This is a genomic window from Nocardia sp. NPDC049707 (assembly GCF_040674855.1).
GTDB lineage: Bacteria > Actinomycetota > Actinomycetes > Mycobacteriales > Mycobacteriaceae > Nocardia.
On sequence record NZ_JBFANN010000078.1, the window covers coordinates 1 to 16,652 of the forward strand.

The 16,652-nt window shown below is 65.7% G+C and carries 18 protein-coding genes; 11 read left to right on the forward strand and 7 right to left on the reverse strand.

The features are described 5' to 3' along the window. The 5 genes from AB0J29_RS35595 to AB0J29_RS35615 all read left to right on the forward strand — a co-directional run. A partial coding sequence (locus AB0J29_RS35595) for an FAD-dependent oxidoreductase (RefSeq protein ID WP_364795335.1) occupies positions 1–1,029 on the forward strand: 1,029 nt, incomplete at its 5' end. Positions 1,030–1,039: 10 nt separating this feature from the next. Next, the gene (locus AB0J29_RS35600) at positions 1,040–1,981 is read left to right on the forward strand and encodes a sigma-70 family RNA polymerase sigma factor (RefSeq protein WP_364795338.1); all 942 of its coding nucleotides are present in this window, start codon (positions 1,040–1,042) and stop codon (positions 1,979–1,981) included. Between the two features lie 257 nt (positions 1,982–2,238). Continuing rightward, positions 2,239–3,165 carry an ABC transporter ATP-binding protein gene (locus AB0J29_RS35605; protein ID WP_364795340.1) on the forward strand — a complete coding sequence of 309 codons (927 nt, stop codon included), beginning with the start codon at positions 2,239–2,241 and terminating at the stop codon, positions 3,163–3,165. Then, positions 3,162–4,013, forward strand: coding sequence for an ABC transporter permease (locus AB0J29_RS35610; protein WP_364795343.1), 852 nt, complete (start codon positions 3,162–3,164; stop codon positions 4,011–4,013). The genes AB0J29_RS35605 and AB0J29_RS35610 overlap by 4 nt, the downstream gene beginning before the upstream one ends. Continuing rightward, positions 4,003–4,263 (forward strand): helix-turn-helix transcriptional regulator, encoded by a 261-nt coding sequence (locus tag AB0J29_RS35615; protein ID WP_364795345.1) that lies wholly within the window; start codon positions 4,003–4,005, stop codon positions 4,261–4,263. The genes AB0J29_RS35610 and AB0J29_RS35615 overlap by 11 nt, the downstream gene beginning before the upstream one ends. Before the next feature lie 3 nt (positions 4,264–4,266). Here the strand turns inward: AB0J29_RS35615 and AB0J29_RS35620 are convergent, their stop codons facing one another. Continuing rightward, positions 4,267–5,139 (reverse strand): NAD(P)-binding domain-containing protein, encoded by an 873-nt coding sequence (locus AB0J29_RS35620; protein ID WP_364795348.1) that lies wholly within the window; start codon positions 5,137–5,139, stop codon positions 4,267–4,269. Between the two features lie 138 nt (positions 5,140–5,277). Between AB0J29_RS35620 and AB0J29_RS35625 the strand changes: the two genes are divergently transcribed. Continuing rightward, positions 5,278–5,634, forward strand: coding sequence for a helix-turn-helix domain-containing protein (locus tag AB0J29_RS35625; protein ID WP_364795350.1), 357 nt, complete (start codon positions 5,278–5,280; stop codon positions 5,632–5,634). A 277-nt stretch (positions 5,635–5,911) separates the two neighbouring features. Beyond that, the gene (locus tag AB0J29_RS35630; protein WP_364795374.1) at positions 5,912–6,826 is read left to right on the forward strand and encodes an SDR family NAD(P)-dependent oxidoreductase; all 915 of its coding nucleotides are present in this window, start codon (positions 5,912–5,914) and stop codon (positions 6,824–6,826) included. 134 nt (positions 6,827–6,960) lie between these two features. Here AB0J29_RS35630 and AB0J29_RS35635 read toward each other — a convergent pair whose 3' ends face one another. Next, positions 6,961–8,076 (reverse strand): glycerate kinase, encoded by a 1,116-nt coding sequence (locus AB0J29_RS35635; RefSeq protein WP_364795353.1) that lies wholly within the window; start codon positions 8,074–8,076, stop codon positions 6,961–6,963. A 518-nt stretch (positions 8,077–8,594) separates the two neighbouring features. Between AB0J29_RS35635 and AB0J29_RS35640 the strand changes: the two genes are divergently transcribed. Next, the gene (locus AB0J29_RS35640) at positions 8,595–9,785 is read left to right on the forward strand and encodes a Cmx/CmrA family chloramphenicol efflux MFS transporter (RefSeq protein ID WP_364795354.1); all 1,191 of its coding nucleotides are present in this window, start codon (positions 8,595–8,597) and stop codon (positions 9,783–9,785) included. Between the two features lie 200 nt (positions 9,786–9,985). Here AB0J29_RS35640 and AB0J29_RS35645 read toward each other — a convergent pair whose 3' ends face one another. Then, positions 9,986–10,504: a TetR/AcrR family transcriptional regulator gene (locus AB0J29_RS35645; protein WP_364795376.1), complete on the reverse strand. Its 519-nt coding sequence runs from the start codon at positions 10,502–10,504 to the stop codon at positions 9,986–9,988. 203 nt (positions 10,505–10,707) lie between these two features. Between AB0J29_RS35645 and AB0J29_RS35650 the strand changes: the two genes are divergently transcribed. Together AB0J29_RS35650 and AB0J29_RS35655 are read left to right on the forward strand one after the other, a co-directional pair. Beyond that, complete coding sequence (locus tag AB0J29_RS35650) at positions 10,708–11,751, forward strand: aldo/keto reductase (protein ID WP_364795356.1); 1,044 nt, start codon at positions 10,708–10,710, stop codon at positions 11,749–11,751. A 247-nt stretch (positions 11,752–11,998) separates the two neighbouring features. Next, complete coding sequence (locus AB0J29_RS35655) at positions 11,999–12,445, forward strand: nitroreductase/quinone reductase family protein (protein WP_364795358.1); 447 nt, start codon at positions 11,999–12,001, stop codon at positions 12,443–12,445. A gap of 18 nt (positions 12,446–12,463) precedes the next feature. On the opposite strand, the gene aroQ is transcribed toward AB0J29_RS35655, so the two are convergent. Next, on the reverse strand, positions 12,464–12,901 hold the full coding sequence (gene aroQ, locus AB0J29_RS35660) for a type II 3-dehydroquinate dehydratase (RefSeq protein ID WP_364795361.1): 438 nt from the start codon (positions 12,899–12,901) through the stop codon (positions 12,464–12,466). Positions 12,902–12,925: 24 nt separating this feature from the next. Continuing rightward, entirely contained in the window at positions 12,926–13,504 is a 579-nt protein-coding gene (locus AB0J29_RS35665; protein ID WP_364795363.1) for a hypothetical protein, read from the reverse strand. Between the two features lie 414 nt (positions 13,505–13,918). On the opposite strand from AB0J29_RS35665, the gene AB0J29_RS35670 reads away from it, so the two are divergent. Next, positions 13,919–15,598, forward strand: a complete 1,680-nt coding sequence (locus AB0J29_RS35670; protein WP_364795366.1) for an NTF2-like N-terminal transpeptidase domain-containing protein — start codon at positions 13,919–13,921, stop codon at positions 15,596–15,598. On the opposite strand, the gene AB0J29_RS35675 is transcribed toward AB0J29_RS35670, so the two are convergent. Beyond that, positions 15,599–15,973, reverse strand: coding sequence for a DUF3054 domain-containing protein (locus AB0J29_RS35675; RefSeq protein WP_364795368.1), 375 nt, complete (start codon positions 15,971–15,973; stop codon positions 15,599–15,601). A gap of 370 nt (positions 15,974–16,343) precedes the next feature. After that, a partial coding sequence (locus tag AB0J29_RS35680; protein ID WP_364795371.1) for a hypothetical protein occupies positions 16,344–16,652 on the reverse strand: 309 nt, incomplete at its 5' end.

The following is a 16,652-nucleotide window of genomic DNA, read 5'->3' on the forward strand; positions in this document are numbered from 1 at the left end:
GATCTGCGCCACCGGCCGCTGGCGGAGGTGTTCGCGGGCACCGGCATCCGGCTACGACTTGCGCGGGTAACCAGCGTCGACGCCGAGCACCGGACCGTCACACTCGCCGACGGCGAGGGCGTCGACCGGCTCGAATACGACACCCTGCTCTACGCGCTCGGCAGCACCGCCGCCGACCACGACGTTCGGGGCGTCGACGAGCACGCCTTCCATGTGGCCGCGCGGCCGGCCGCGCTGCGCCTGCGCGCACGCCTGGATGAGCTGGGCGAGGACGGAAAGGTGCTGGTGGTCGGCGGCAACCTGACCGCGATCGAGGCCGCCACCGAGATCGCCGAATCCCGTCCAGGACTTCGGGTCAGCCTCGCCACCAGCGGCGAACTGGGCGGCTGGCTGGGCACGAAGGCCCGCCGTCACCTGCTGCGTGCCTTCGACCGGTTCGGTATCACGGTCCACGAGCACACCACCATCGAGCGCGTCGAGGAGGCGGCGGCGGTCGCCGCCGACGGCACCACTTTCGCTTCCGACGCGACCGTGTGGGCCGCTGGCTTCGCCGTCCACCCGATCGCCGCCGCCAGCGGCCTGGAGGTGGTACCCAACGGCCAGATCGCGGTCGACCGTCAGATGCGGTCGGTCTCGCACCCGGACGTCTACGTTGCCGGTGACAGCGCCTTCGTCATCGGCGACAACGGTCGGCCGTTGCCGATGTCCTGCGCTTCCGCGGGATTCACCGGCATGCAGGCGACGGCCGCGATCATCGGGGACCTGACCGGGCGCAAGATCTCGACGACCTCGCTGTTGTATGTCGGCAACCACATCAGCCTCGGCCGGAAGAACGGGCTCTTCCAGTTGGTCGACGGTGACGCGCAATCGAAGTCGTGGGCCCTGCGTGGCCGGACGGCCATGCGCGTCAAGTCTGCGATCCTCGCGACTTCCGCCTGGAGTGTGAGCCACCCGACCTTCGGAATGCCGAGTCACAAGTACCGCTTGGCCACCAGCCGAGAGCACTCACCCGACGTGGTCGCCGCATAGAGTCGTGCTCATGGACACTGCCACCGTGGCGCGTTTCGAGGCCAGCCGGAATCGGCTGGCCTCGCTCGCCTACCGTCTGCTCGGCTCGGCCGCCGACGCCGAGGACACGGTGCAGGACGCGTTCCTGCGATGGCAGGCCGCCGACCGAGAGTACGTCGAGGTGCCCGAGGCATGGCTGACCAAGATCGTCACCAACCTGGCGCTCGACCGGCTCCGTTCGGCGAAGGTGCGGCGCGAACGCGCGGTCGGCACCTGGATGCCCGAACCGCTCCTCGACGGCGACCCGATGCTCGGCCCGGCCGAGACCGTCGAGCAGCGCGAATCGGTGACCCTGGCGGTGTTGACCCTCATGGAGCGTCTGTCGCCGGTCGAACGGGCCGCTTACGTGCTGCACGAGGCCTTTGCGTACAGCCACGCCGAGATTGCCGAGATTCTCGGCATCACCGAGTCCGGGAGTCAGCAACACATCCACCGAGCCCGGCGTCGAATCGCCGCCGCCGGCAACGGCACTGATATCGACCATGCCTCCGCGCGTCGAGTCGTCGAGGCGTTCGTCGATGCCGCCTCCTCGGGCCGGACCGAACGGCTGGTGGCACTGCTGACCGACGACGCGACCGGCGTCTCCGATGGCGCCGGGCTGGGGCTGGCCGAGAAGCTGATCCGGTACTCGACCCCGGAGCGGATCGCCAGCGCGATGCGGGCCGGCTTCAAACCGTCTGCGGCCAAGCGGAGACTCGCCGGTGGCTCGCCCTCGATCCATGCCGTCGTGGTCAACGGCTGCCCGGCCATGCTCGCCACGCTGGACGACCGGGTCCTTGGCGTCCTGATCCTGGAGATCCGTGACGACAAGATCGCAGGCGTGCGCGGCATCGCCGCTCGGGACCGACTCGGTCGCCTCAACGAGGAGTGGCAGCGGCAGGAGCACGATGTTCCGCTGATCGAATCGTGGTAACCGGCTGTCCGACAGTCGATCTCACGTTCGTCCATCGATTCCCGTCGAACCATTCGGTGAGCGCCGCGGCTTGGCCGTAGGCGACGGTGGCCGGGGTCTGGCCCGCGTTGCAGCGGCGTCCGATTACGAACTTGCGCGCCGCCCGATAGGCAGCCATTTGGCTGCATGTCAATCCGTGTTGGCAAGAAACAGCATTGTCGCGGCGCAATGTAGTAGATATGCTATGAATCGTCCCGATCTCACAACGGGAGGATGAGATGACCATGGGTGACGCCGTCGCGCTCGACGTCGAAAAATTGCGGATGCGGTATGGCACGACCGATGTCCTGCGCGATGTGACGTTCCAAGCCCGGCCGGGCGAGGTGCTGGTGCTCCTCGGTCCGAACGGCGCGGGCAAGACCACGACCATCGAAATTCTGGAAGGCTTCCGCATGCGCTCCGCGGGCCGCGTCGAAGTGCTCGGCATGGATCCGGCGCATGCCGACGAAGCGTGGCGGGCGCGCTTGGGTGTCGTCCTGCAGTCCTGGCGCGACCATGCCAAATGGCGTGTGCGCGAACTGCTTTCACACCTCGGCTCGTATTACGCACCATATGGCACGGATACGATCCACCGGCCTTGGGGCACCGACGAACTCATTGCCGCCGTCGGTCTCACCGAGCAGGCGAACAGCAAGATCGGATCGCTGTCCGGCGGGCAGCGCCGCCGTATGGATGTCGCGATCGGCATTGTCGGCCGCCCGGAACTGCTGTTCCTCGATGAACCGACCGCGGGCTTCGACCCGCAGGCCCGCCGCGAATTCCATGATCTGGTCCATCATCTCGCCGACGACCGGACCACCATCCTGCTCACCACGCACGATCTCGACGAGGCCGAGAAGCTCGCCGACCGCATCATGATCCTGGCCGGTGGCCGCATCATCGCCGACGGCTCGGCCGACGAACTGTCGCGCCGCATCGCGGGCGAGGCCGAAATCCGATGGACTCACGATGGACAACGGTTCGTGCACACCACCACCGAGTCGACCAAGTTCGTCTACGAGCTGTTCAAGCAGCACGGCGACCGGATCGGCGAACTAGAGGTGCGCCGTGCCTCGCTCGAGGACACGTATATGGCGCTGGTGCGGCAATACGAGTCCGGGCGGCTCGAAACCGAGGTCCATGCACTGGAGGAGGTCGCCCGATGAATCCGATCGCCGCCGCGGTCCGGGCCGGTATCCGGCGTGGACTGATCGAAATGCGGCAAATGCTTACCAATATTCAGGATCTGTGGGGCATGCTGTTCTCGCCGATCGCCATGGTCATTGTGCTGTTCTTCATGCGCAACGCGACCTTCGAGGCGAGCGGCTTCGCGCTCGGGTCGCTGGCCCTGCCGAGCATCCTCGGCCTGCTCGTCGCCTTCAACGGCATGTTCGGCATTGCCCAGATGCTGACCATGGAACGCGAAGACGGAACACTGTTGCGCGCCAAGGCAACTCCGAACGGCATGGTCGGCTACCTGATCGGCAAGATCATCACGACCGCGGGCTGGGTAGTCATACCGTTCCTGATCGTGCTGATTTCGGGGTTCTTCCTGGTCGACGGCACCGTCATGGACAGTGTCGGTTCCTGGCTCGGCCTGATCGGCGTCGTCGCACTCGGCATGCTCGCGACCATGCCGGTCGGTGCGGTGCTCGGATCGCTGTTCAGCAACCCGCGCAATGTCGGTTTCGTCGCGCTGCCGATCATGGGCATAGTGGGGATCTCCGGCATCTTCTATCCGATCACCGCCATGCCGGGCTGGCTGCAGGGCGTGGCGCAGGTGTTCCCCGTCTACTGGGTCGGGCTCGGCATGCGTTCGGCGATGCTGCCGGGCGACGCGGTCACCATCGAACTCGGTCATTCCTGGCGACATCTGGAAACCATTGCCGTGCTGGGTGTCTGGGCGGTGGCCGGGCTGCTGCTCGCGCCGATCGTGCTGCGTAGGATGGCACGTCGCGAGTCCGGGGCGAACGTGGCGGCGCGCCGCGAGAAGGCGATTCAGCGTGCCTACTGAGGTCATCTACAACCGCATTGCCATGTTGCGTGCCGAGCGCGGCATCTCCCGCCGGGAGCTTGCCGAAGCGCTCGGCGTGCACTATCAGACGATCGGTTACCTCGAGCGCGGTGAATACAGCCCGAGCCTGCATCTGGCATTACGGATCTCGGCGTATTTCGAGGTCGCGGTGGAGGTCATCTTCTCCACCGCCCCGTTCCCGCGATTGGGTTCCGGCGTCGAATCCGCCCGAGCCGCAGGAGATGCCTGATCGTCACACCGCCTCGCCACGCATGAGGGCGTAGGTGGAAACGGCCCTGCCGTGCTGCTCGCTGGCGGCAACGGCCTTGCGCCAGAACGCCTGTGCGGTGTGGGAGAACGTCGCATCGACACCGACCTCTTCACTGGCATCGATGATGTGCTGCGCACCCGCGTCCATCATCTTCAGGCTGGCCAGGGTGGCCCAGCCGCCGTTCTGGTTGGCAACCGAGTGCGTCTCCATGAAGTAGGGAAATGCGGCATTCGAGCGGACGGCGAACGGGATGAACTGGGCGATGCTGTGGCCGGAACGCTCGATGACCGCGGTCGCCTGGTCGAAAGCCAGCAGCCAGGGATGGAAGATCGTCAAAAGCGCCTGGTAATAGACCTGCGCGAGACCGTCGTCCGCACCGAGGTACTCCTGCGGGCTCAGCGGACGCAGCAGTTCGGCATGCGCGTCGAAGACCGCTTTCGGGCCGCTGTAGAAGATGTACGACGCCGGATGGACGATATTGTCGCCCGCCGACATGACGCCGCCGGAAATGAATTCCGCACCGTGCGAACGCACCCACTCGGCACCCTTGCGCGCTTTCTCCGGCGAGTCCGAGGACAGGTTGGCGATCACCTTGCCCCGGAGGTGGTCGGTGGCCTGCCCCAATACGTCGTACATGGCGGCGTAGTGGGTGAGGCTGAGCACGGTGACCGGATTGGCGTCCAGCGCTTCGGCGACCGTGGCGGCCCGCCGCGCGCCGAGTTCGACCATGGCATCGACCTTCTCGGTGCTGCGATTCCACACCGTGACCTCGATACCGGCATCCAGGAAGGCCCGGACCATGGCCTGACCCATCGGTCCGAGGCCGATGACGGAGACGGAGGTCTGTTCGGACATGTTGTGTCCCTTCGGTTCTTGTTCGATTGGTTGTCGTGCGCGAGATCCATGGTCGTTGTCGCAGGTAGGGTCGGGAAGACCGCACGTTCAGGTGGGGTTGCTTACCTCGAGGTTCGAATTCAGGTCAGAAGGAGCGCGGTGGGCGTGAACAGTGGCGCAGATCACAAAATGTGCGGCATGTCGGTGGCGATCGACGTCGTCGGCGGCAAGTGGAAGCTGCATCTGATGTGGGTGCTCGCCGCTGGTCCGCAGCGTTTCGGTCAGATCCGCAAGCTGCTCACCGGAGTCAGCGAAAAGGTGCTCGCGGAGAACCTGCGTCACCTGGAAGCCAGTGGTGTAGTGCACCGCGAGGTCTTCCCCGAGGTTCCTCCGCGCGTCGAATACTCGCTCACGCCACTCGGCGAAGAACTCGAAGTCGCGCTACGCCCGCTCGAAGCCTGGGGTGATAAGCACCGCGACGAACTGCTCGGCAATCTGCTCGCCGCGGCAGGCTAGCTAGGGTGCGACTCCGAACAACCGGCATGGTTAGTCGGGCGATAGTCGGCGTGTGGTTCGTGCCGGTGTGATCTCCGATGAGTTCACTGGGGATCGTCGCGCTCCGAAACGAGCCGTGGCGCCGGTGACCACGACGATGTGTGTGGTGCCCGCGCGGGCGCGGCGGTCGCCGAACCTTGCGCAACCGCAGCGGGAGCGCGACCGTGTGAATATGAGTCTCACCCCCGCCGGGCCCGTCGGGGCACACCGGCGGGCCGACCGATTCCTGGGAGGAACGATGGCGAACAGGTGGACGGAGAACGACATACCAGCTCAAAAGGGACGGCTGGCGGTTGTGACCGGCGCCAACAGCGGCCTCGGGTTCGAGACCGCGCGGGCACTGGCGGCGCACGGCGCATCGGTGGTTTTGGCGGTACGGGATGTGGACAAGGGTAAATATGCTGCGGACCGTATTGCGAGTGCCGTCCCGGGCGCGGACACCATCGTCCAACAGCTCGATCTGACCTCGCTGGAATCCGTGCGCAATGCCGCGGAGCAGCTCCGGTCCGCATATTCCACGATCGATCTATTGGTCAACAACGCTGGGGTGATGTACCCGCCGAAGCAGACCACCAGCGACGGGTTCGAGTTGCAATTCGGTACGAATCATCTGGGCCATTTCGCGCTCACCGGGCTGTTGCTCGACCGAATGCTGCCGGTACCGGGCTCGCGAGTGGTCACCGTCAGCAGCATCGGCCACCGTATCCGCGCGCGGATCAACTTCGACGATCTGCAGGGGGAACGGTCCTACAACCGGGTGGCCGCGTACGGACAGTCCAAACTGGCGAATCTGATGTTCACCTATGAGCTGCAACGTCGCTTGTACGGAACCGGCACGACGATTGCGGTCGCGGCTCACCCCGGTGGCGCCAACACGGATTTGATGCGCTATACGCCGACTGCGCTGCGTGCGCTCGTACCCGTAATTGCCGCAATCGCCACCCAGAGCGCGCCAATGGGTGCTTTGCCGATACTCCGCGCCGCCACCGACCCCGAGGTGCTCGGTGGCCAGTACTACGGACCGGATGGGCTTTTCGAGAGCCGCGGCTACCCGAAGATTGTGGAGTCGAGTCGGCAATCACACGACACGGCCGTGCAGCAACGCCTGTGGACGGTTTCGGAGAATTTGACCGGAGTCACGTTCCCCGTCTGATCGCAGTCCTCCGGAGCTACGGCAGCTATTCGGCAGGTGTGAAAGCAGAACTCGCGACCTCGATGTGGATACCGCTGGCCGCGCGCACGATCGAGACGGCCAGCGGTATCCGCTCCGCCGCTGCCAGACACATGTCACAGGTTATCCCGACCTATTTGCTCGCCGACGGAAGCAAGCAGCCGCGCCGCATCGGCGATGGAGCGGGCGGGATCCGGTTCCAGATCGGCGAGAGCGTAGCAGGCGGTGAAGCCCGCCGCCCGAATCTCATTGGGCGTCAATTGCGTTCGTCCGGCTGCGGCCACCACCGGGACGCCTGCTCTGCGCGCGGCCTCGCAGACACCGATCGGGGCCTTACCGTGCAGGCTTTGGGTATCGAGGGCACCTTCGCCGGTGACTACCAGAGCGGCTCCGTCGAGAAGTGTTGGGAAATCGAGGAGTTCGAGCACGACCTCGATACCGCTGCGAACCTGTGCGCCGAGCACCGCGAGTGCGCCGAACCCGGTGCCGCCCGCCGCGCCCGCGCCGGGTATCCCCGCGAATTCCGGCGCGACGACAGTCGCCCAATTCGTCAGTGCTGCTTCGAGAATGGGCAGATCCGATCGCGTCGCCCCCTTCTGTGGCGCATATACCGCGACCGCGCCGGTCGGGCCGAGTAGTGGATTGTCCACATCGCAGGCCAAGGTGAAGGTGGCCGTCGCGATCCCTGGATGCAATCCCGCGCGGTCCAATCGCGAAGCACGCGCCAAAGTCGCCCCGCCGGTGGATAATTCAGCGCCATCCGCGTCGAGGATCCGAGCGCCGAGCGCTCGCAACATGCCCGCCCCACCGTCGGTGGAGGCGCTGCCGCCCAAGCCGAGGACGATATCGGTTACCCCTCGATCCAGCGCATGTGCGATGACGACACCGAGTCCATAGGTGTGCGCCCCTAGTGGATCGGGTTGTCCCCCTGGGAGTTTCGTCAGCCCGACCGCTGCGGCCAATTCGATCACCGCCGTGGTTCCCAGCACCGCGTAGGCGGCCGTGTCGGCCGCTCCCGTCGGCCCCGGCGCATCGACCTCGATCCGCTCCCAGCCAGCGGCAACGAATGCGTCGACGGTTCCGTCGCCACCATCGGCAACCGGCACCTGCCGGATCTCCGCTTCCGGACAGCCGCGGGTAATGCCTGCGGCCAGGGCAGCCGCCACCTCGGCGGCGGTCAGCGAGCCCTTGAACTTGTCCGGGGCGATCACCACCCAGGGCGCGGATACCATCCCCCCATTGTCGGGTGTAATACCGGCGGGTGCGCGTCGGACCCAGGCCCTAGCCGCGTGAACTCCTACCCGGCCATTCCAACTCCAGGAGATTGGTTCAGCAACACCGGGACTCTCCGGCGTGCGCCTCGTAGCGGAGGTATTGCCCGCAGCCACTACAGCCGTCTCGATGTCGACTACCTGGAAACCGTTGAGTGCCTTCGACGTCGACAACCCAACGGCTTCGGCGAGATCACCCACAAGCCGTCGTCCACCACTGGGGCACACAGTCACTTGGGTTGTTAGGGTATCGGGGTGAGTTCTCCGGAGGCGTCCAGAAGGTAGCCGCCTGGCCTGTGTGCTGGGCGGCGTTGTGAGTGTGGTTCTCGCCAGTCGCTGAGCGGCTGGTGCGGTTTGGTATCTCGCAGCGCCGGACGACGTTGGTTTCTTGCTGTCGGGTGATGGCTCGCCCGATTCTGCAATCCATCTCGGGTGTCGTGATTCTTACTGTGGCGCCCTGTATCCGGGAGTTCTCTCTCATGCCCATTGTGGTGTTCGTGCTGGCTGTTGCGGTTTTCGCGCAGGGCACATCCGAGTTCATGGTGTCGGGATTGTTGGAGCAGATCGCGGACGATATCGGCGTCTCGCTCGGTGCCGCTGGTTTGCTGACCTCGCTATTCGCCGCTGGCATGGTGTTGGGGGCACCGGTGCTGGCGCTGGCGGCGGGCCGGTTGCCTGTCAGATATTCGGTCACGGCGTTCGTGGGATTGTTCTGTGCCGCTCATATTGTCGGTGCTGTCACAACCGGATTCGCGGTACTGCTGGTGACACGCGTTGTCGCGGCGGTCGCCAATGCCGGGTTCTTGGCGATCGTGCTGGCCGCGTTGCCGAGGTTGGTCGGTCCGGCGGTGATCGGGCGCGCGACCTCGGTGGTGGTGTCCGGTGTGACGGTGGCCTGCATTGCCGGTGTTCCCGCAGGCACGCTGCTCGGGCAGGTCTGGGGTTGGCGTTCGGCGTTCTGGGCCGTTGCCGTCACCAGCGCGGCAGTGCTTGTGCCGGTATGGATGATGCTCGGTGGTGACATGCGCGACCGTGCTCAGCCGGACGGGCAAGCGCCGTCGATGCGGAGCGAATGGCCGGTGCTGCGGCAGCGGCCGGTTCAGGTCGCCGTCCTGGCCGGGGTCCTGGTCAACGCCGCGACCTTCGCTGGGTTCACCTATCTCGGCACCATCACGACCGGCATCGGGGGCAGCCGGTGGGTTCCCTTGGTGCTGGCCTTGTTCGGCGTCGGCTCGTTTCTCGGTGTGACGGTTACCGGTCGTTACAGCGACCGTCACCGGCGGCGGATCATCGTCGGCGGAACGGTCGTACTCGCCGGAGTCTGGCTGCTGGCCGCTGTGACCGCGCACGCACTGATCGCGGTGATGGTCATGTCGGTGGTGGCGGGTGCGGTCGCGTTCGGTGTCGGTTCGACGCTGATCGCGACGATCGTGCAGACCGCTACATCGGTTGCTCCGCGTACCGCTGGCGCCTTGGCAACCACTGCCTTCAACATCGGCGCTGTTCTCGGCCCGGTCACTGCCGGTCTGGTTGTCGATCGCGCTGATCGCCCAACCGCGGCATTGTGGTGCAGCGCCGCCTTTACCGCTGTCGCGGTGGGTGTCGCTGTGATGGGTCAGCGTCCGCGTTTCCCGAGCGAGGTCGGGCAGGTACGCGCCGGCGCACGTTGACGCTCTGTTGGCGGTCGCGGGTCGGCGACGACTGGTCCTGGCGGTGTCGGGCCCCCGCGGTCGCTCATTACTCGATCGGTCCTCGGTGCCGCATCGCCAGCCCACCGCGACAGCCGCGTGTGGATCGAGCAGCTACGGCGGTTCACGCGGCATATCGCCTCCGAACTGTGTTGGAGGCAGGCGAGGTCGAACGCGGGAAGTCATGTCCCCTGGAGGCGCAGTCCTGCTATGAGGAGGTCGACCATGCGGCGGGCGTCGTAGCGGGGGGTGCTACCTGCGCCGATGCAGAGGTTGCCGACGCCGCGCAAGAGTTCGTAGGGATCCATGTCGGGACGGATCTGTCCCGCTGCGGCGGCGGCATCGAGTAGCTGGGCGCAGACCGGGACGAGGTGGTCGAGGAAGTAGGCGTGCAGGGTCTCGAAGGTGGGATCGTCGGACTGTAGTGCCTCGGCGAGGCCGTGTTTGGTGACCAAGAAGTCGACGAAAAGGTTGATCCACTGCCCGAGGGCGGCGTGGGGTGTGGTGCTGTTCGCCAGAAGTGTCGGACCGGCGTCGGCGCATGCCTCGACCTGGTGCCGGTACACGGCGACGATGAGATCGGCTCGGGTCGGGAAGTGACGGTAGATCGTGCCGATGCCGACGCCTGCCCTGGCGGCGATATCGCGCACGGGTACATCGACACCGGACGCGACGAAAGCTGCTGCGGCGGCGTCCAGCAGTGTCTGCTGGTTACGCCGGGCGTCGGCTCGTTTTCTTGGGGCTGATGACCCCGATCCGCTGTCGATATCGACCACCTCCGGCACGGCGCTTGTCAAGCGGAACGATGTTCCGTATGTTGGCTATCGGAACAACGTTCCGTTTGTTCAGGATGCCAGAGCAGCCGAGTCGAAACCAATTCACGCCTTTCCTGGAGGAAAACCTCATGCAGTACCGCACTTTGGGCCGCACCGGTGTGCAGGTCAGCACTCTCGCGCTCGGCGCGATGAACTTCGGCCGGATCGGGGGCACCACCCAGAACGACGCCACCGCGATGGTCGATGCCGCCCTGGAGGCCGGGATCAATTTCATCGACACCGCCGACATGTACAGCGCCGGCGAGTCGGAGGAGATGGTCGGCAAGGCCATCGCTGACCGCCGCGACGACATTGTGCTTGCCACGAAGGCGAGCATGCCGATGGGCGCGGAGCGCAATCATCAGGGCGGTTCGCGCCGCTGGTTGGTCACCGAGTTGGACAACAGCCTGCGCCGACTGGGCGTCGACCACGTCGATCTCTACCAGATCCACCGGTGGGACCCGAACACCAGCGATGAGGAGACGCTCGCGGCCCTGACCGACCTACAGCGCGCCGGAAAGATTCGCTATTTCGGTTCGTCGACATTTCCGGCGTACCGAATCGTCCAGGCCCAGTGGGCCGCTCGCGAAAACCACCTGCGCCCCTACGTCACCGAACAGCCCAGCTACTCGATCCTGCAGCGCGGCATCGAATCCCACGTGCTGCCCGTGACCGAGCAGTACGGACTGGGTGTGCTGGTCTGGAGCCCGTTGGCCTCGGGCTGGCTTTCGGGTGCGATCCGCGCGGGTCGAGAAATCACCACCAGCCGTTCGACTTTCATGCCGCAACGCTTCGACACCACCATTCCGGTCAACCGTGCCAAAATGGCTGCGGTCGAGCAATTGGCCGATGTCGCCGACGAGGCCGGTTTGACGATGATCCAGCTCGCGCTCGGTTTCGTGACCGCGCATCCCGGCGTGACCAGCGCCATCATCGGGCCACGCACGATCGAGCACCTGCGCTCTCAGATTGCCGCCGCGAACACCGTGCTGTCCGAGGATGTGCTCGACGCGATCGACGCGATTGTCGCACCCGGTGTCGACCTTGCCCCAGCCGAGAAGAACGACACGCCACCCGCTCTGCTCCACGCGGCACTGCGCCGTCGCCCATCGCTGGGGCACCTTGGTCGCTAGGCAGGTCGGCGAGTGGCCAACCGAAGCCGGCACCCGCTCACCAGCGTGCGATGGCAAGCCGTGTCGGCTCGCGCAACCCAGCCACGTCACACCCATCCGTACCGAAAGGATGAATGACGCGGTGTATCCCAGCGCCGCGCCGCTGGCAACGCTCACCGCAATGAAAAGAGAGCAGTGCTCTTGACGTGGCGCGAACCGGTGTGGAACACTGGTCTCAACAGAGAGCAGTGCTCACAAGGAGTAGGAAATGAACGCCAGCACCCGCTACATCAGCCCCACCGGCATGGACCCGATCGTGAACAAGATCGCCAACTGGCTGCCGCGCCTCGGCATCAGCATCATGGGGTCGCGACTATTGGCCGTGCGCGGCCGCAAAAGCGGGGAATGGCGCACCACCATGGTCAATCTGCTGACCGATACCGACGGCGCGCGCTACCTGGTCGCGCCGCGCGGCCACACCCAGTGGGTGCGGAACCTGCGCGTCGCGGGCGATGGTGAACTGCGGCTGGGCCGCAAGGTCGAGGCGTTCGCGGCAACCGAAGTGGCCGACGCGGACAAGGTGCCGCTGCTGCGCCTCTACCTGCAGAAGTGGGGCTGGGAGGTCGGCAGGTTCTTCGAGGGCATCACCTCGGACGCCACCGACGCGGAGCTGGCCGAGATCGCACCGGGCTTCCCGGTCTTCCGCCTCGCCTAGTGCGACAAGGCAATTCGGTCAGCGTTTGATCAGGAATTCGACGGCGGCGGCGTAGCCATGGATCCCCATTCCGGCCACCACCGCGGTGGCTATGGGAGAGATGTAGGAGTGATGCCGGAACTCCTCGCGCGCATGCACATTGCTGATGTGCACCTCGACGATCGGTAGTTCCGGAATCACCAGCGCATCACGCAGCGCGACCGAAGTATGCGTGAGTCCACCGGGATTGATGACAATGCCCGACTCGACGCCGCGCGCCCGGTGGATCCGATCGATCAGCGCTCCTTCGGAATTCGACTGGAACGCATCGATCTCGCGGCCGTACCGGGCGGCGGTCTTTCGGCACAATTCGATGACATCATCGAGTGTTGCCGACCCGTAGACCTCCGGCTGGCGGGTGCCGAGCATATTGAGGTTCGGGCCGTTGAGAACCAGGATCGGACCAGGTGTCGACATGGCTAAGACACTAGCCCGCCGTGTTCAGAGTCCCTGCGGACCTTCCGACCGCAGGTCGTCGACCTTCCGCATGGCGGTGCGCAACTCCTCGAGCCAGGCCTCGGCATGCTTGCCCGCCAACTTCACCGTCCACGCCAGCGCATCCGCGCGCGAGCGCGCCACGCCGGAATCGACGAGCGTGTCGAGCACCTTGCGCTCCGGCTGCCGCAGTCGCGTCATCACCGGGACCGCCAAGTGCGTGAACATGATTCGTTCGCCGTCCACGGCGACGCCCCACGCGACACTGCGACCGTAGCGGCGCTGGGCCTCATTCGCGATCTGCATGCGGGCCGGGCGGGTGGTCTCGCGGAAGCGGGCGACGGCGCCCTCTTTCGTCGCCGCCGGGACCTCGCCGCCGGAAGTGTCTTCCTTTTCCGATACCGGCGGGAGCGTACCGATCACCACGATCTCGTCCCGGTCGATTTCGATGACGGGCGGCCCGGCGAACCACTCGCTCGGCAATCGTCCAGCGAACCAGTCGGGGGCATCCGCGGGATCCGGTAGATCGGCCTGCTGCCAACCGCCCGGTCGTCCGAAGCTCCGTCCCCGATGCTCATGCCTCATTGGGATTCACCTACTTACTGTGGTGTCTGTATTTCATTGATTACAAGATTACGCCGCAAGGTGTGCGAGTGGTTCCGCTCTGTGCGAACGGTTTCGGTCACGGGCCGTGCGGGTACACCGAAGAAAGGTGTGTGCTGGTCAATGCGGCCCAGCGCGATCGAAACGGGGACGGGGGCAGCCGAAACGCCGACGTGGACCGTTTTCTGGCAAGTTCGTGTTCCGGCCGGTACGGTTGCGGCGCCGGATGTCGCACTGGGGCGGGGAACGTCCATGGTCGAGCAACCGAAGTACGGGCTTCGGGCACAATTGGAGATGCTGAGCATGGGTAACATCCGGTCGGCGCGGCACGGCGGGCAGCTAATTTCAGGTACGGTGGTCTTGTTACTGGAGTGACAAGAGTAAAGAGTGGGCGACATGGATGTGTGGGGATCCCGCCGCTATCGCGTCCGGGGCGCAATCGCACTCTCGGGGGTGGTGGCGCTGGCTATCGCAATCGGGGCGTGTGGTTCGGATGTGAAGCGTGATGAGGCCGAGTACGTCGTCGATCGCTTCACCACACTGCTCGACGAGCAGAACTACGCCAAGGCCGCGGAACTCACGTCTTACCCCACGGCCGCATCCGCAACGCTGAAGCAAATGTTCGCCGGATTGCAGCCGGGCACGGTCGATTACCAGAAAACCCAATTCATCGGCCTGGACCGCGAGGCAGGCCTGTTCAGTATGGATGTCGCCTGGAACTTCGGCGAGAACAAGACCTGGCGATACAGCCTGCAGGGCAATGTGCGGAAGTTGGCCATCGGCTGGCGCATCTCCTGGGATCCCGCCGTCGTCATGCCGCAGCTGGACCACAACCGCACGGTCCGGCTGGTGCGCACCACGCCGACCCCACCGCCGCAGGTCAAGGACATCGCCGGCGACGCGCTGATGACCGAGCAGGTCATCAATGTGATCACACTCGACCCCACCAAGACGACCGATCAGGTGGCCTCGGCCAACGCGCTGGCCAAGGCCATCGAACCGGTCGCGCCGCTGATCACCGGACCGGCGCTGCTGCAGCAGGTGTCGGCCGCACAGGGCAAGCCGATCGTCGCGGTGAATCTGCGCGAACCCGATTTCGCGATCCTGGAATCCGCGCTGGCCCGGGTGCCCGGCGTGGTCATGGAGAAGCAGCCGCGGCTGATCTCCGCCGACCGCCGGACCTGGTCGCCGATGCTGGACGCGCTGCGCAAGGTATGGCAGGACAACCAGGATCAGCACGCCGGTTGGGGTGTGCAGATTTTCGAACAGGACGGACGTTTCGTCGGCCAGATCGCGGGTTACCAGGGCCCGCCCGGTCCGGATATCGCGGCCACCATGGATCAGCGCCTGCAGCGCGCCGCCGAGGACGCGGTGGTGAGCGTCGGCACGCCCGCCTCGATCGTGGCGATCCAACCGTCCAGCGGCGCGGTCGTCGCCGTCGCGCAGAATACGCAGGCCACCGAACACGGCCCGGTCGCGTTTACCGGGCTTTACCCGGTCGGCACCAATATCGATCTGTTCCGCAATGTGGCATCGGTGCTGAAGAACAAGGCACCGCAGGACGTTTCGGTGCAGGATGCGGCCGAATCCGCGCCGAATCTCGGCGTCGGTGTCGATTACAAGGTGCCGGGATTGGACGAGGTGACCGGCCGGGTCGCGGTGGCGGGTCGCAGTGCCGAGCAGGTAAGCCAGGGCGGTGGTACGGATGCGGTGCTGGCCAGCCCATTCGGCATGGCGATCGCAGCGGCCGCCATCGCGCGCGGACAGGTGCCGCCACCGAAGATCGAGGCCGGGCACCCGGCCACGACGGACGCGCAGGTCGCCGCGATGTCACCGGAGCTCACCGAGCGGCTGCGCGCGATGTTGCGCGACGGCGCCGGCCGACCGGAATTCGCGCCGCTGCGGCCCTACCGCGATGTCGTCGGTTTCATGGCCACCGCGGGCAATGACGGTTGGCTCATCGCGAATGCGGGGGATCTGGCTCTTGCGATCCACATCAACGACGCCGACAGCGGCGACGCGACCGCGCGGATGGCGGCCAGGTTGTTCCAAGCTCTGGCCAAACCGGAGCTGTAATCAGTTGATGACCTTGACGGCCGCGCGCCAGCCGAGCATGAACAGCGCGAGCACAGATGCCGCGACAATCATGAAACTCAACGCCGTGCCCTGACCACTGATCACGCGCAGCAGCATGCCGCCGCAGAGTGTGCCGAGCCAGATGAGAACTCCGGTGGGCCACAGCGCGGTTCCGTCGAATCGTGCCTTCTGTTCGCCGGATCCTCGGGTGGCCACCGCGACCGCGACCACCCAGCCGATCGCGAGCCCGGCCGCGAACGGCCACACCGTCTTCAGCAGTCCGGTGAATATCGCCTCGTCATGGCTGCGCCGCCCGATCGCGCAGAACAAGATCACCAGCAGTGCGTCCACCACCAACGGCACTAGTTTCCTCACCCCGGCCAGCGTAGTAGTGCCCGGATCGGTCGCTGAGATCCGACACCTGCGGCACCCCTCGCGTGCCGACCATCTCGTCCGGCGCACCTCAGGTTGGGAGCCATGCCAACATGCCGACAAAACGGATCGAGTCTTACGAGCGAGGAGTTCGCGGCCCGTCTCACATCCGCGCGAAGCCGCGACCATCGGCTCAGCCGAGTCGTCGAAAAACATCAGATAGGGCGCGAGTCTCGACACGCGCGCACCAGGTGCTGAACCATCCGCACATTGTCGACCACCGCGGAGCGAGTCTCGCTGGCGAGGAGTTCGCGTCCCGTCTTACATCCGCGCGAAGCCGCGGCTATCGGCTCAGCCGAGTCGTCGAAAAACATCAGATAGGGCGCAAGTCTCGACACGCGCGCACCAGGTGCTGAACCATCCGCACATCGTCGACCACCGCGGAGCGAGTCTCGCTGGCGAGGAGTTCGCGTCCCGTCTTACATCCGCGCGAAGCCGCGACCATCGACTCAGCCGAGTCGTCGAAAAACATCAGATAGGGCACGAGTCCCGACACGCGCACCCCAGCTGCCGAACGACCCACCATCACCGACCACAACGGAGCGAGTCTTACGAGCGACCCGTTCGCGGCCCGTCTCGCGTCCGAGTCGTCGAAGCGCATGCGACGAAGTCGCGAGTCTCG

What these genes read in the sequence shown, in the direction of transcription:
- AB0J29_RS35665 (WP_364795363.1), bottom strand. Translation starts at nt 13,504, where the DNA reads ATGAGGCATGAGCATCGGGGACGGAGCTTCGGACGACCGGGCGGTTGG.
- AB0J29_RS35635 (WP_364795353.1), bottom strand. Translation starts at nt 8,076, where the DNA reads ATGGTATCCGCGCCCTGGGTGGTGATCGCCCCGGACAAGTTCAAGGGC.
- AB0J29_RS35640 (WP_364795354.1), top strand. Translation starts at nt 8,595, where the DNA reads ATGCCCATTGTGGTGTTCGTGCTGGCTGTTGCGGTTTTCGCGCAGGGC.
- AB0J29_RS35610 (WP_364795343.1), top strand. Translation starts at nt 3,162, where the DNA reads ATGAATCCGATCGCCGCCGCGGTCCGGGCCGGTATCCGGCGTGGACTG.
- AB0J29_RS35620 (WP_364795348.1), bottom strand. Translation starts at nt 5,139, where the DNA reads ATGTCCGAACAGACCTCCGTCTCCGTCATCGGCCTCGGACCGATGGGT.
- AB0J29_RS35670 (WP_364795366.1), top strand. Translation starts at nt 13,919, where the DNA reads ATGGATGTGTGGGGATCCCGCCGCTATCGCGTCCGGGGCGCAATCGCA.
- AB0J29_RS35630 (WP_364795374.1), top strand. Translation starts at nt 5,912, where the DNA reads ATGGCGAACAGGTGGACGGAGAACGACATACCAGCTCAAAAGGGACGG.
- AB0J29_RS35650 (WP_364795356.1), top strand. Translation starts at nt 10,708, where the DNA reads ATGCAGTACCGCACTTTGGGCCGCACCGGTGTGCAGGTCAGCACTCTC.
- AB0J29_RS35605 (WP_364795340.1), top strand. Translation starts at nt 2,239, where the DNA reads ATGACCATGGGTGACGCCGTCGCGCTCGACGTCGAAAAATTGCGGATG.
- AB0J29_RS35600 (WP_364795338.1), top strand. Translation starts at nt 1,040, where the DNA reads ATGGACACTGCCACCGTGGCGCGTTTCGAGGCCAGCCGGAATCGGCTG.
- AB0J29_RS35655 (WP_364795358.1), top strand. Translation starts at nt 11,999, where the DNA reads ATGAACGCCAGCACCCGCTACATCAGCCCCACCGGCATGGACCCGATC.
- aroQ (WP_364795361.1), bottom strand. Translation starts at nt 12,901, where the DNA reads ATGTCGACACCTGGTCCGATCCTGGTTCTCAACGGCCCGAACCTCAAT.